Source organism: Yoonia sp. BS5-3 (assembly GCF_038069655.2).
Lineage (GTDB): Bacteria > Pseudomonadota > Alphaproteobacteria > Rhodobacterales > Rhodobacteraceae > Yoonia > Yoonia phaeophyticola.
On record NZ_CP150951.2, the window covers coordinates 2,826,203 to 2,839,182 of the forward strand.

At 58.1% G+C, this 12,980-nt stretch carries 12 protein-coding genes; 6 read left to right on the forward strand and 6 right to left on the reverse strand.

Features of this window, described 5'->3' with window-relative positions:
- Positions 1-18: 18 nt before the first annotated feature.
- From AABB29_RS14385 to AABB29_RS14395, 3 genes are all read right to left on the reverse strand, one after another.
- A complete protein-coding gene (locus AABB29_RS14385; protein ID WP_341366254.1) occupies positions 19-1,143 on the reverse strand; it encodes a Hint domain-containing protein in 1,125 nt (374 codons plus the stop codon).
- Positions 1,144-1,257: 114 nt separating this feature from the next.
- Positions 1,258-1,593: a TfoX/Sxy family protein gene (locus AABB29_RS14390; protein WP_341366253.1), complete on the reverse strand. Its 336-nt coding sequence runs from the start codon at positions 1,591-1,593 to the stop codon at positions 1,258-1,260.
- A gap of 339 nt (positions 1,594-1,932) precedes the next feature.
- Positions 1,933-4,011 carry a DEAD/DEAH box helicase gene (locus AABB29_RS14395; protein ID WP_341366252.1) on the reverse strand — a complete coding sequence of 693 codons (2,079 nt, stop codon included), beginning with the start codon at positions 4,009-4,011 and terminating at the stop codon, positions 1,933-1,935.
- Positions 4,012-4,262: 251 nt separating this feature from the next.
- Between AABB29_RS14395 and AABB29_RS14400 the strand changes: the two genes are divergently transcribed.
- The 3 genes from AABB29_RS14400 (at position 4,263) to AABB29_RS14410 (ending at position 8,066) form a co-directional block, all read left to right on the forward strand.
- Entirely contained in the window at positions 4,263-5,336 is a 1,074-nt protein-coding gene (locus AABB29_RS14400) for a GTP-binding protein (protein WP_341366251.1), read from the forward strand.
- Between the two features lie 97 nt (positions 5,337-5,433).
- Positions 5,434-6,762 carry a glutamine synthetase family protein gene (locus tag AABB29_RS14405; protein ID WP_341366250.1) on the forward strand — a complete coding sequence of 443 codons (1,329 nt, stop codon included), beginning with the start codon at positions 5,434-5,436 and terminating at the stop codon, positions 6,760-6,762.
- Positions 6,762-8,066, forward strand: coding sequence for an FAD-binding oxidoreductase (locus tag AABB29_RS14410; protein ID WP_341366249.1), 1,305 nt, complete (start codon positions 6,762-6,764; stop codon positions 8,064-8,066). The genes AABB29_RS14405 and AABB29_RS14410 overlap by 1 nt, the downstream gene beginning before the upstream one ends.
- A 4-nt stretch (positions 8,067-8,070) precedes the next feature.
- Here the strand turns inward: AABB29_RS14410 and AABB29_RS14415 are convergent, their stop codons facing one another.
- Genes AABB29_RS14415 through AABB29_RS14425 form a run of 3 tightly spaced genes read right to left on the reverse strand, consistent with a single transcriptional unit; the run spans position 8,071 to position 9,692 of the window.
- Complete coding sequence (locus tag AABB29_RS14415) at positions 8,071-8,661, reverse strand: HD domain-containing protein (RefSeq protein WP_341366248.1); 591 nt, start codon at positions 8,659-8,661, stop codon at positions 8,071-8,073.
- The gene (locus AABB29_RS14420; RefSeq protein ID WP_341366247.1) at positions 8,662-9,036 is read right to left on the reverse strand and encodes a hypothetical protein; all 375 of its coding nucleotides are present in this window, start codon (positions 9,034-9,036) and stop codon (positions 8,662-8,664) included.
- A 2-nt stretch (positions 9,037-9,038) separates the two neighbouring features.
- A complete protein-coding gene (locus AABB29_RS14425; RefSeq protein WP_341366246.1) occupies positions 9,039-9,692 on the reverse strand; it encodes an alpha/beta hydrolase in 654 nt (217 codons plus the stop codon).
- 166 nt (positions 9,693-9,858) lie between these two features.
- Between AABB29_RS14425 and AABB29_RS14430 the strand changes: the two genes are divergently transcribed.
- The 3 genes from AABB29_RS14430 (at position 9,859) to sufB (ending at position 12,971) form a co-directional block, all read left to right on the forward strand.
- Positions 9,859-10,320 carry an Rrf2 family transcriptional regulator gene (locus AABB29_RS14430; RefSeq protein ID WP_341366245.1) on the forward strand — a complete coding sequence of 154 codons (462 nt, stop codon included), beginning with the start codon at positions 9,859-9,861 and terminating at the stop codon, positions 10,318-10,320.
- Positions 10,321-10,404: 84 nt separating this feature from the next.
- Positions 10,405-11,436 carry an aminotransferase class V-fold PLP-dependent enzyme gene (locus AABB29_RS14435; protein WP_341366244.1) on the forward strand — a complete coding sequence of 344 codons (1,032 nt, stop codon included), beginning with the start codon at positions 10,405-10,407 and terminating at the stop codon, positions 11,434-11,436.
- Between the two features lie 11 nt (positions 11,437-11,447).
- Positions 11,448-12,971, forward strand: a complete 1,524-nt coding sequence (gene sufB, locus AABB29_RS14440) for a Fe-S cluster assembly protein SufB (RefSeq protein ID WP_341369083.1) — start codon at positions 11,448-11,450, stop codon at positions 12,969-12,971.
- The last annotated feature ends 9 nt before the right edge of the window (positions 12,972-12,980 follow it).

A 12,980-nucleotide genomic window follows, 5' to 3' on the forward strand; every position in this document is an offset into this window, starting at 1 on the left:
ATGATTAATCGACAGGCTCTAGCCTTGGTGTGTGACGTCATAAAGGGGTTTGTTGTTCATCTGATGTCGCGTGACGAGCTTTTTCACTCGTTTGCCCGTTAGTGGAATATAGTGGGCCGACACTGGTTCGAAATCAGGTTTGCAGATTTCGGGAAAGAGCGTCTCAATCTCTTGCCGTGCGTGATGGGATAGCGCTTTGAGAGCCTCCGGACCTGTAAAGAGGCTTTCAGTTGGCGCGCCGTTAGACCAGATGACCTGGTGATCATCAAACAACACATGCCAATAGGTGACCCCGTTTGGCATGTCATCAAGCGCGGTAATACCATCCAAAGGCAATAGCTTTTTAGCGGGGACCAAAACCTCTTTGCGGCCAAACATGCGCATTGCAATGGCAGAAGATACCAAAACGCGATGTTGTGGCGAGACGATCAGATCATGCTTTGGGTAACCGGCGCCAAGCGCATCAGCACGGATAAGGATAGGCCGCAGACGGGGCTGGTCAGCCAGCTGTACCCCGCTGACGTAACAGGACCCAATCCACCTGATGGGATGATAGCCCTGATCATGGGTCAGGACTTTGTCCCCGGTGCTAAGGTTTTCAACCCGGACATGCCCTTGGGCGGTTTCGATAAGCGTTCCGGATGCAAAACAAGGCACATCGATGATTTCGCCAGCCGCGACCGTGGGCCCTGTGACGATCTGATCGATCACAATCGTGTTTGACCCGGTGTCGTCCCAGGCTGCGGCAATCGCGGCGGTGTTGACGCTCAGCCCGTTGACCAGCTCAAGCGGAACCAGCGTGCCGTCATCTGCCTTCACGCCATAAAGTGCGATCGTTCCATCGGGGTTAATCTCAATCTTGACAACGGGCGAGCCGTCGCTGTTTTCCAGTTGCCAGATTTGCGGTGTGTCGGTCCCGTAGATGTCCCCATCTGCAAAGCGAACGGTCTGTCCGCTTGTACCGGGGGTTTGAAACTGAAGTTCGTTTTCGGCCCCCGTCGGTCCGCCGACGAACAGGTCGACACCATTGACTTGAACGCTAAAGCTGTTGTCGAGCACTGCAAAATCGATAACGACACCGCCATTGGGCGTGGTGTCGGTATATGTCGTTGACCCACCGCTGAAAATTTCAAAATCTGTCATTTTGTCCTTACCCGACCAAAATCATTAATATTTCGTGAAGATAAGATGAAGCATGACCCACGAGCAATCCCTGGGCAGGCGCACATGCGAGAAAATGCCAGCCCAATCAACAGCTCAGGATTTATCCATCCGCTTTCCAACGCCGATCCTGTCCAGGATCGCTTCGAATTCTGAGAGATCCTGATCAAAGCTTTGCGCTTTAATCTTATCGAATGATTTACGCAGGGCTTTCTTTTCGTCGCCCTTGCAATCATTCCATGGCCGCCCTTGCAGCGCCATATGTAGCACGTAATAGCCGATGAAATGCGGCTTTGCGCCGCTTTCAAGGATCCGCGCATAGGCCGCATCGGCGCCGATGTCGCGCAATTCTTCCGCCGTCTTGATGCCAACGCCCTGAAGGGCCGCCGCAAAGGACGGTCCGATGTTCCTGATTGTCGTCAGCGCTGCCATGGTCTGATTTTATCGACCAAGGGAAAAAAGACCAGTGAGGTTTGAGGCGGATCGGGGAGGACGATCCCGGCAGCACAGAACCTCACCGGTCTGAAGCGGTGCCGTCAGATACTCGCGTAATCGGTATAGACGGTTGGTTTGGGCGCGTTTGGCACCTGCGGCGCGGCCGTAACCGGCGCGGGGGCAGGGGGCGGGGTATTCGGTTTTGCAGTGGCCATTTTTCTGGTCCTTTTGCCTATCTATGGGGTCAACTGTACAAAGCGTACCCCAATTCAGACCAGCCTGCTGCGGACCTAGCATGCTTGTGACGTGACAAAAATGTGACCAATAGGGCGTGTTTTAGCCTTTCCCGCGCCGCGGTGCAGCATTGCCACCCTTGCCTAACCCCTTGCGAGGCTTCGATTTTCCGCCCGGCGGCGTGAACCGCTTTGAGGTATCCTTGGCGCTATTGGCAGGCTTGCCTTGCGGTTTTCCGGCCCGGGGCTTGCGCGGTTTTGTGTCAGAATTGAAATCAGATTTACCTGTGCTGCGCGGCTTTTTGCCATCTGATTTGCCCTTGAATGGGGGTTTTTGACGCTTTTCGCGCAGCGCTTCGCCATGATCTTTGCGGGCCGGTTTGCCGCGCGGTTTGCGTGCTTTGGGGTCATCGGCAGCCCCGTCAATGGGCTGGACGGGCGCCAAATCCTGCTGCGCTGAGGGCGGCGGCGGTGTCTGGTCACGCGGCGCGTGTTTTTTCGGCTTGCCGCCATGGCGCGGCTTGCCCCCATCATCCCGCCGGGGGCCGTTGTCATAATCGCGTTTGGTTTTACGCGGCCCGCGCGCGCCAAGTTGGGGCGGGCCATCAAGCGCGGTCAGCTTGGCCTGATTTTCCAGCGTCATCGCCCCGCCAACCGATTTGAGGAATCCGGCCACCGCAGGTTCGGCGATTTCCACAAAGGTTTCGTTTGGCTGAATGCGGATCGCGCCGATCTCATTCTTGGTGATCCCGCCCGCTTTGCAGATCATGGGCAACAGCCAGCGCGCCTCGGCCTTGCCTTCACGGCCCACATCGACGCTGAACCATTTTGAAGGGCCAAAGGATTTTGTTTCGCGCGGCTTGCGCTCTTTGCTTTGCGGGCCGTCCTTATAGTCGCTGATATGTTCGGGGGCCGATTGTTTGCCAGCATAAAGCCGCAGATAGGCCGCTGCGATCTTTTCAGGGCTGTGATCAGCCAACAGGCGTTGCGCGAAAGCGGTTTCGTCTTCGGTGAATTCCTCGGCCCAGACCGGGTCGGTCAGAAGCCGCTCTTCGTCTTTGCTCTTGATCTGCTCGGCGGTGGGCGGGGTGCCCCAGGTCGCGGTGAGCTTGCCCCATTTCAGCAGGTTCTCGGCGCGCCGTTTCATCTTGGCCGGTGCGATAAGCGCAGAGACCCCTTTGCGCCCAGCCCGCCCGGTACGCCCTGACCGGTGCAGCAGCGTTTCGGCATTGGTGGGTAGTTCGGCATGGACGACCAGTTCCAGATTTGGCAGGTCGATCCCGCGTGCTGCCACATCCGTTGCCACGCAAACCTTGGCCCGCCCATCGCGCATGGCTTGCAGCGCATTTGACCGTTCAGACTGTGTCAGCTCGCCCGATAGTGCCACAACCGAGAAACCCCGGTTCGACAGCCGGGTTGTCAGCCGCGTGACAGATGCGCGCGTATTGCAAAAGACGATGGCATTGGGCGCATCATAAAACCGCAAAAGATTGATGACAGCGGCGTCGATATCGTGATTGGCCACGCTAAGCGCATGGTATTCGATATCGGCATGTTGCTTTTCTTTACTGGTGGTTGCGATGCGCACTGCATCCTTTTGATAGGACTTTGCCAAAGTCGCGATCATCGGCGGTACCGTGGCCGAGAATAGCAGTGTGCGCCGCTCTTCAGGGGCCTGTTCCAGGATGAATTCCAGGTCCTCGCGAAAGCCCAGGTCCAGCATCTCATCGGCCTCATCCAGAACCACCGCTTTGATATCGCTCAGGTCAATAGTGCCGCGCATGATGTGATCGCGCAGCCGCCCCGGTGTGGCCACAACGATATGCGCGCCGCGTTCCAGGCTGCGCCGTTCATCGCGAAAGTCCATCCCGCCCACGCAAGAAGCAAGCGTCGCGCCTGCAGCAGCGTAGAGCCATTGCAATTCTCGTTTGACCTGCAGCGCCAGTTCCCGTGTGGGCGCGATGATCAGCGCGTGCGGGCGGCCTGCGGGTCCAAATGTGCCACCTTCGGCCAGGATGGTCGGGCCGATGGCCAGACCGAACCCAACCGTTTTACCGGATCCTGTTTGCGCCGATACTAGAAGATCCTGCCCCTCAAGATCGGGGTCGGTCACAGCCTGCTGGACGGGTGTGAGATCGGTATAGCCTTGTTTGGCGAGGGCATCGGCGAGGGTCGGGATCATGGCGCGGGCTTTCTTCGGCGGTAAGCCCCGCCGGTTACGCCTGTCGCGCCGGTTTGTATAGGGGGGATGTACGGGGATCGTAAAGTAAAGCCCGAAAAGTGCGGCTTTATGGGCGTGGCGTGTATGTTTGGCGTATGTTTCCTGTACAGAATGCGTATTGCTGTCCGCAACATCCCCGAAGAGTTGCGATATGCAAGGCCAGCCCGTAGAACCGGCCCCACGCTGCCTGACATGGCCCGAGAGATGACGCTATGAATGATCCACGCCTTCCTGTCACCTTGCTGACCGGTTTTCTGGGGGCCGGAAAGACGACCCTGCTTAATGCTGTTCTGGCGGACAATACGGCGGGCCGCGTTGCCGTCATTGTCAATGAGTTTGGCGAGGCCGGGCTGGATCATGATCTGATCACTGAAAGCAGCGATGAGGTGATCCTGATGGCCTCGGGCTGTTTGTGCTGTTCGGTGCGCGGTGACCTGGCGCGTACCATGCTAGAGCTGTTTGAAAAACGTGACCGCGGTGATCTGGCCTTTGAGCGGGTGGTGATTGAGACAACCGGCCTGGCTGATCCAGGGCCTATCGTGCAAACGCTGGTCAGTGACCGCGATCTGGCCCGGACAACACGTTTGGATGGTGTTGTGACCGTGGCAGATGCGGTCCATGGGATGAGCACGCTGGATACGCAGTTTGAGGCTGTATCGCAGGCTGCCGGGGCTGATCTGATCATACTTAGCAAAACCGATATCGCGGATGCCGGTGCTGTATCTGCCATTGAAACCCGCCTGCGCGGGCTCAATCCGACGGCCCCGATTATTCATGCGGTCCGTGGCCAGAATATACATAGCCATATCTGGGGGCTGTCCGTGGTGCGCCAAGGCGTCAAACCGGCTGAGGCAATTCGCTGGCTGACCCAGCAAGGCCCGGCCGCTGTGGACCCTTTGCAGAATATCTCGGGGCTGGCCGCCGCGCCCGTGCTGCAGCGGCAGTTTTCACCGCATGACAACCGTATTCGCAGCGCATCGATTGTCATCGATCAATCTCTGAAGGACAAGGTTTTTGACGATTGGCTGGATGACCTTGTTGCGATGCGCGGCCCGAACTTGTTGCGTGTCAAAGGGCTTGTTTTTCTGGAAGGCATAGAGGCCCCCTTTGTATTCCACGGCGTTCAGCATGTCTTTGATGAACCCGTTCCCGTCACGGATTGGGACCGTGATGATCGCAAGAGCCGCATTGTCGTGATCGCCCGCGATCTGTCTGAAAACCGGCTGCATCGCTGCCTAAAGTCGCTTGGTGATCGGTCACAGATCGCGTTTACCGGCACGTTTTAGATTCGGTTTTGATCGGCCTGCACCCAATACATGAAATCTGGAATTAAGGTGCCTGAAACGCGTTGACTTGGCTTGGCCTGCGCTTATCCATTTTCGCATGAGTTCAACGCATCATCCGCCCGGCAGTGCCGAAACCGTTTTTGCGGCCATGACCGATCTAAACGGGGTCTGGCGCGGCAAGCGTCTGCCTGCCGCACAACTGCCGAAAATGGGGCAGGGCGGTTTGCGCATGCCGCTGTCGGTCTGCGCGCTGGACATCTGGGGCGAGGATATGCAAGGCAGCGGTCTGGTGCTGGCCACTGGGGATGGGGATGGTCTGTGCCATCCAACCGGGCGCGGGCCGATTGCAATGCCTTGGCTGGACCAACCCGCAGCCTTGCTGCCTGTGCAGATGCGCCGCGAGGATGGATCGCCATGGCCGCTTGATGCCCGGCAGGTGCTTGCAGGCATTGTGGCGGGTTTTGCCGAAAAAGGCCTGACGCCGGTCGTGGCCACTGAGCTTGAGTTCTACCTTTACGACCCCGCGCAGGATACAGCCGCCCCGCCGCAGGCCCCGGGCGAGCCGACCCCGATGCAATCTGATCGCATCCTGTCCATGGACGATCTGGAACGTTTTGCGCCGCTTCTGGATGCCCTGTTTGAGGCCTGCCGCGCCGCTGGCATTCCGGCCGATAGCGCCACCTCAGAGGCGGGCCCCGGCCAGTTTGAGGTCAATTTCACCCATGTTGCCGATCCGATGAAGGCCGCTGACGATGCGGTTTTGTTCAAAAAGATCCTGCGCGGTCTGGCCCGGAAATTTGGCTTTGGTGCCAGTTTCATGGCCAAACCCTATGGCGATCGGTCCGGTAGCGGGCTGCATATTCATTTTTCGCTTTTGGATCGGCAGGGCGCGAATGTGTTTGACGATGGCACTGCGCTTGGTTCCGATCTGCTGTGCCAAGCGGTGGCCGGTCTGATGGCCGCAATGCACGCGCATACGCTGATCTGGGCCCCCCATGCCAATTCTTATCGCCGCCTTGTTCCGGGCGCCCATGCCCCAACGGCGATCTGCTGGGGCTACGAAAACCGGACCAGTGCCTTGCGCATTCCGGGTGGTGCGCCACAGGCGCGCCGGATTGAGCACCGCGTTGCCGGTGCCGATGCCAACCCCTATCTGGTTTTGGCCGCTGTTCTGGGCGCGGCTTTGCAAGGCATTGAAAATGCCGCCATCCCGCCCGATCCAGTCCTGGGAAATGCCCATCAGCAGGATTTACCGCAATTGGCCCCCGATTGGGCCAGCGCTGTTGATGCTTTTGCGCAGTCCGATGACGGGGTTTTCCCTGATCTGTTGACCCGGGCCTTTGCCCATATCAAACGTCAAGAGATCGCCCGCTTTTTGCAGGATATCAGCCCGTTTGAATATCAGACCTATATGGACATCGTGTAATGCCTGAGCAGTCATATGCCGGTCAGGGTGAGCATACCCCCAGCTACTACGCGGCCTCTGCAAACCCGGCCCCTGCGCGCCCGGCTTTGACCGGTGATCAGCGTTTTGACATCTGTATCGTTGGTGCGGGCTATTCAGGTTTGTCTGCGGGTCTGCATCTGGCCGAAAAGGGCCATAACGTCGCTATTGTCGAGGGCGCCCAGGTTGGGTGGGGGGCCTCGGGCCGTAATGGTGGGCAGATCGTGAATGGGCTGAATGCCAGTTTGCAAACGATCGCCCGGCGCTATGGCCATGATATGTCGCGCTTTGTGGCGGGTATCGCCCAAGAGGGCCAAGAGATTATTCGCGACCGCATCGCCACTTATGACATCAAATGTGGTTTAAAGAATGGCAATGTCTTTACGGGCTATACCAGCGCCCATATGCGCGAACTTGAAGACCGCCGCGCCCTGTGGGCCAGCTATGGTCTGACCGCGCAAGAGATGCTGTCCAAAGAAGATCTGCGCGCCAAGGTCGGATCGGACGTTTATGCTGGCGGTCTGATTGATCATACCGGCGGCCATATGCATCCGCTGAACCTGGCGCTGGGCGAGGCTGCTGCCTTTGAGCAAAATGGTGGCGTGATTTTTGAACGCACGCCCGTAACCGCTGTAGATGATACAGGCCCTGCACCTGTTGTCAAAACGGCCAAGGGTCAGATCACCTGTAACACCCTGATTTTATGTGGGAATGCCTATCTGGGTTCGGTTGTTCCGAAGCTTGCTGTCCGGGTTATGCCAGTGTCGACCCAAATGATTGCGACCGCCCCGTTGGGCGATGAATTGGCCGCGCAGTTGATCCCTTCGGATCATTGCTTTGAGGATATTCGCTATATCCTGGATTACTTTCGCCTGTCTGAGGACAACCGCATGATCTTTGGCGGCGGTGTGGGCTATGGCGGCACGGACCCGTCAGATCTGACCCGTAAGATCCGCCCCGCCATGCTTAAGGTGTTTCCTGCGCTGCGCGATATTCCGATCGATTATGCCTGGAGCGGGAATTTCGCGCTGTCCTTTAGCCGTGTTCCGCAGATGGGCCGTATTGGCCAGAACATCTATTTCGCCCACGGCTATTCTGGCCATGGTGTGACCGGGTCCCATCTGTTCGGCCGTATCCTGTCAGAGGCTGTCGATGCTGATCTCAGCCGTTTTGATGTCTTTGCGGGCGTCCCGTGGTACCCGTTCCCGGGTGGGCGGTTGTTGCGCGTGCCTTATTCCATGATGGGCGCGTGGTATTACGCGTTGAAGGATCGGCTGGGGCTTTAGCCGCTCATTTGCCTGCCATATGTGCCGCGAACCACGTGTCGATCCGGGATTTCAGGGCCTCCCAAAGGGCGGGGGCGCCGCGGGCGACCTTTGTGCCGACCCGGGCTTCGACCTGATCGCGCGTCACATTGTAATCCACCCAGCTGCGCCCGCCTGTTTCCAGATTGGCGATCACCGGCTGTACCCGGTCGATGGATTTGGCAAAGACCGCATCATCGGTTTCGGCGGCTTCGAATTCATCCCAAAGCGCCCGAAAGCTTTGCGCCTGATCGGGGGGCAATAGCCCGAAAAGACGGGTGGCGGCGGCCTGTTCGATGGCGGCTATCTTGACCGGGTCATGATCGCCGTGGATCGGGGTGTCGCCTGCGTCAATCTCGACAATATCATGGATCAGCAGCATTTTGATGACCCGGTCGATATTGATCGGCTGCGTGGCGTGTTCGGCCATGACCATCGCGTAAAGCGCGATATGCCAGCTATGTTCACCCGCGTTTTCATGGCGCGAGCTATTGCAAAGCGTTGTCGCCCGCAGGACCGATTTCAGCTTGTCAGCCTCGGTCAGGAAGGCCAGCTGCGCATCGATCCGGCCCGTCATTTACCGGGTGATGCGCTTGGGCGCGTTTGCGGCCGGAAGGGCGGGCGTTTCGGCCGCGGGCGGCGTGTCATCATCTGCGGTTTGCGCCTCTTCCACATCGGCCAGAGCTTCGTCCAGGGTTTCATCGTCGTCCTCGATAAGCTCGGCGAGTGGGACTTTTGCGTTTCCGGCCCGTTCGGCCAGAATAGCGCGCGCGCGCGCCTCGGCCCGCCGCACCCGGACGGCTGTCAGATAAGTTTCCTGCAAGGTTTGCGAGGACGCCCCAAGCACGTCACCAATCATATCCACAACACCAATATCGCCCGTGGCTTCCTGATCAGCCAGCGCCAGATCGGCCAGTTCATCGGCGACTTTGTCAACGTAGGATTGGGCCATGCTTATCTCGTGTTTTCTGTCAGGCGGCGCCGTACATAGGTTTTGACCGTGTCGATCATCGGGTCCATATGCGGATCTTCAAAGAAGTGACCAGCCCCTTCCATGCAGTCATGGGTGATCGTGATCCCCTTCTGTTCATGCAATTTGCTGACCAGGTTGACCGTGTCTTGAGGCGGCGCGACCCGGTCATTGGTTCCGTTGATGATCAGCCCCGAGGACGGGCAGGGTGCCAGGAAGCTGAAGTCGTACATGTTCGCAGGTGGTGAAACGGAGATGAACCCGGTGATTTCAGGCCGCCGCATCAACAGCTGCATGCCGATCCAGGCCCCGAATGAAAACCCCGCCACCCAGCAGTGTTTGGCATTGTTGTTCATCGACTGCAGGTAATCGAGCGCCGATGCCGCATCAGAGAGTTCACCCACGCCCTGATCATATTCGCCCTGGCTGCGTCCGACACCCCGGAAGTTAAACCGCAAAACGGTGAAGCCCATGTTGTAGAACGCGTAATGTAAATTGTAGACGACCCGGTTATTCATCGTCCCGCCGAATTGCGGATGCGGGTGCAGCACGATCGCGATCGGTGCGTCACGGTCTTTTTGCGGGTGATAACGCCCTTCGAGGCGTCCTTCTGGTCCGGGGAAGATGACTTCGGGCATTACTGTTCCGTCACTGCTGCGGCCCAAGTACATCGTTGACGAAAATGCTCGGGCACTTTAGAAGAATTCTAAATTTGGGAAAGTCCAAATCAAGATGTTCTCGGTGAAGTAATGATGCAGCCGTGCGGCGTCAATGGACTTGCGACGGTGTGGAGGACCTATCGCGATGAAATTAAGCACAAAAGGGCGCTATGCGATGGTGGCGCTGGCCGATTTGGCGCTGCAGGACGGTGACAAGCTGATTACGTTGACCGAGATTTCGAAGCGTCAGGACGTGTCGTTGCCCTATCTGGAGCAGCTGTTTGTCAAGCTACGCCGGGCCGGATTGGTCGATTCCGTGCGTGGGCCCGGTGGCGGGTACAAGCTGGCGCGTCCGGCTTCGGATATTCGCGTGTCCGAGATTCTGGGCGCTGTGGATGAGACGGTCTCGGCCATGCACAAGGGTGCGGGGGCCTCTGGTGCTGCTTCGGGCAGCCGTGCTCAGTCGATGACCAACCGCTTGTGGGAGGGCCTGAGCGCCCATGTCTATGTGTTTTTGCATCAGGCCCGGTTGTCGGATGTGGTCGGCAATGAGCTGGCCCCGTGCCCGGCTGTTCCTGCCTTGTTTGAGTTGGTGGATGAAGAGTGATTCAGCGGTGCGGCTGCGCCGCATCACATGTTTTGCCGGGGCCAGCCCCGGACCCCGGAGTATTTGCCAGAAATAAGAAATGTGATGAGAACCTATCTGGATCATAATGCCACGGCCCCTTTGCGGGAGGAGGCCCGGGCGGCGATGCTGGCGGCGATGGATGTTGTCGGCAATCCTTCGTCCGTGCATGCCGAAGGTCGCGCGGCGAAAGCGTTGGTTGAGAAGGCGCGTGCGCAGGTCGCGGAGGCTGTTGGGGCTTCGGGTGCGGATGTTGTGTTTACGTCGGGGGCGACCGAATCTGCTGCCTTGGCTTTGGCGGGGCGGGATTTGAAGGCGGCGCCCATTGAGCATGATGCCGTGCATGCCTGGATTGATCCGTCTTTGCCGGTTGAGGCTGGCGCGGTGCAGGTGGCGGAGCCGGGGGCTTCGGCGGTGCAGCTGGCCAATTCCGAGACGGGGATTGTGCAGAAATTGCCCGAGGGGCTCGCGGTGTCGGATATCACCCAAGGCTTTGGCCGGGTCCCGTTTTCTTTTTCCTGGTCGGGCGTGCGCATGGTGTTTCTGTCGGCCCATAAATTTGGTGGCCCCAAGGGTGTGGGCGCGCTGATCTTTCCGCAAGGCACTGATATTGCAGCACAAATCAAGGGTGGCGGGCAGGAGATGGGCCGCAGGTCGGGCACTGAGAACGTTGTGGCGATTGCTGGAATGGGGGCTGCCGCCGCCGCCGCACAGGATGATTTGGCGGCGGGCAAGTGGGACCGGGTTGCAGAACTTAGAAATATTCTAGAAAAGGCCATTGAGACCGTCGAAAGCCGCACTATTTTTCTAGGAGAAGGAAATGATCGGCTGCCCAATACCAGCTGTTTCGTCACACCCGGATGGAAGGGCGAAACGCAGGTGATGGCGATGGATTTGGCGGGATTTGCTGTGTCTGCGGGCTCGGCCTGTTCCAGCGGGAAGGTCAAAGTGAGCCGCGTGATGCGTGCCCTGGGCCTTGATGATGATCTGGCGGCCTGCGCGTTGCGCGTTTCGCTGGGCATTGAGACAACGGAAGATGAGGTCATGCGCTTTGTGCAGGCCTGGACGGATAAATACACGCGGCGACGGGCTGCATGAGTGAGGGTGAGATGAACGCGATGGATACGGTGGAAGTCAAAGAAGGCGTTGATCAGGAGACGGTGGATGCCGTCAAAGAGCTGTCGGGGACGTATAAATACGGGTGGGAAACCGAGATTGAGATGGATTACGCCCCTAAGGGCGTGAACCCTGATATTGTCCGCCTGATTTCCGGCAAGAACAATGAGCCCGAATGGATGACCGAGTGGCGTCTGGCTGCGTTCGAGCGTTGGGAGAAGATCGAAGAGCCCACTTGGGCCATGGTCGACTACCCGGCCATCGATTTTCAGGACATCTATTACTATGCCCGTCCCAAGAGCATGGAAGAGAAGCCGAAGTCGTTGGATGAGGTCGATCCTAAGCTGCTTGCCACCTACGAAAAGCTGGGCATTCCGCTGAAAGAGCAGATGATCCTTGCCGGTGTAGAGGGGGCTGAAGAGGCCCCGGCAGAAGGCCGCAAGGTGGCTGTGGATGCTGTGTTTGATTCCGTCTCGGTTGGTACGACCTTCCAGAAGGAACTGGAGAAAGCCGGTGTCATCTTCTGTTCCATTTCGGAGGCGATTGAGAAGCATCCGGAGTTGGTGAAGAAGTATCTGGGCACTGTGGTGCCGCCGTCGGATAATTTCTATGCCACTTTAAACAGTGCGGTCTTCTCGGATGGTTCGTTTGTGTACGTACCCCCCGGTGTGCGTTGCCCGATGGAGCTGTCCACCTATTTCCGCATCAATGCCGAGAATACCGGCCAGTTTGAGCGGACGTTGATCATTGCTGATAAGGGGTCCTACGTGTCTTATCTTGAAGGCTGTACTGCGCCCAAGCGTGACACGGCCCAGCTGCATGCCGCAGTTGTTGAGATCATCGTCGAGGAAGACGCTGAGGTGAAATACTCGACCGTCCAGAACTGGTATCCGGGCGATGAGGAGGGCAATGGCGGCATCTATAACTTTGTGACCAAGCGAGCCGATTGCCGTGGCGCGCGGTCCAAGGTGATGTGGACGCAAGTTGAAACAGGTTCAGCCGTGACCTGGAAGTATCCGTCATGCATTCTGCGGGGCGATGACAGTCAGGGCGAGTTCTATTCCATCGCCATCGCCAACAATATGCAGCAGGCCGATACCGGCACGAAGATGGTGCATTTGGGCAAGAACACGAAATCGCGGATCGTGTCGAAGGGGATCAGCGCGGGCAAGGCGCAGAATACCTATCGCGGGTTGGTGTCGATGCATCCAAAGGCCAAGGAAAGCCGCAACTATACCCAGTGCGATAGCTTGCTGATCGGCGATAAATGCGGTGCGCATACGGTGCCTTATATCGAGGTCAAAAATAACTCGTCCCGGGTGGAGCATGAGGCGACCACATCGAAGGTCGATGACGATCAACTGTTCTATTGCCGCTCGCGCGGAATGGATGAGGAAGAGGCCGTGGCCTTGGTTGTGAACGGGTTCTGCAAGGAAGTTTTGCAGGCTCTGCCGATGGAGTTCGCCATGGAGGCGCAGGCGCTGGTGGCGATTTCGCTGGAAGGGTCGGTTGGGTGACATCTGTTT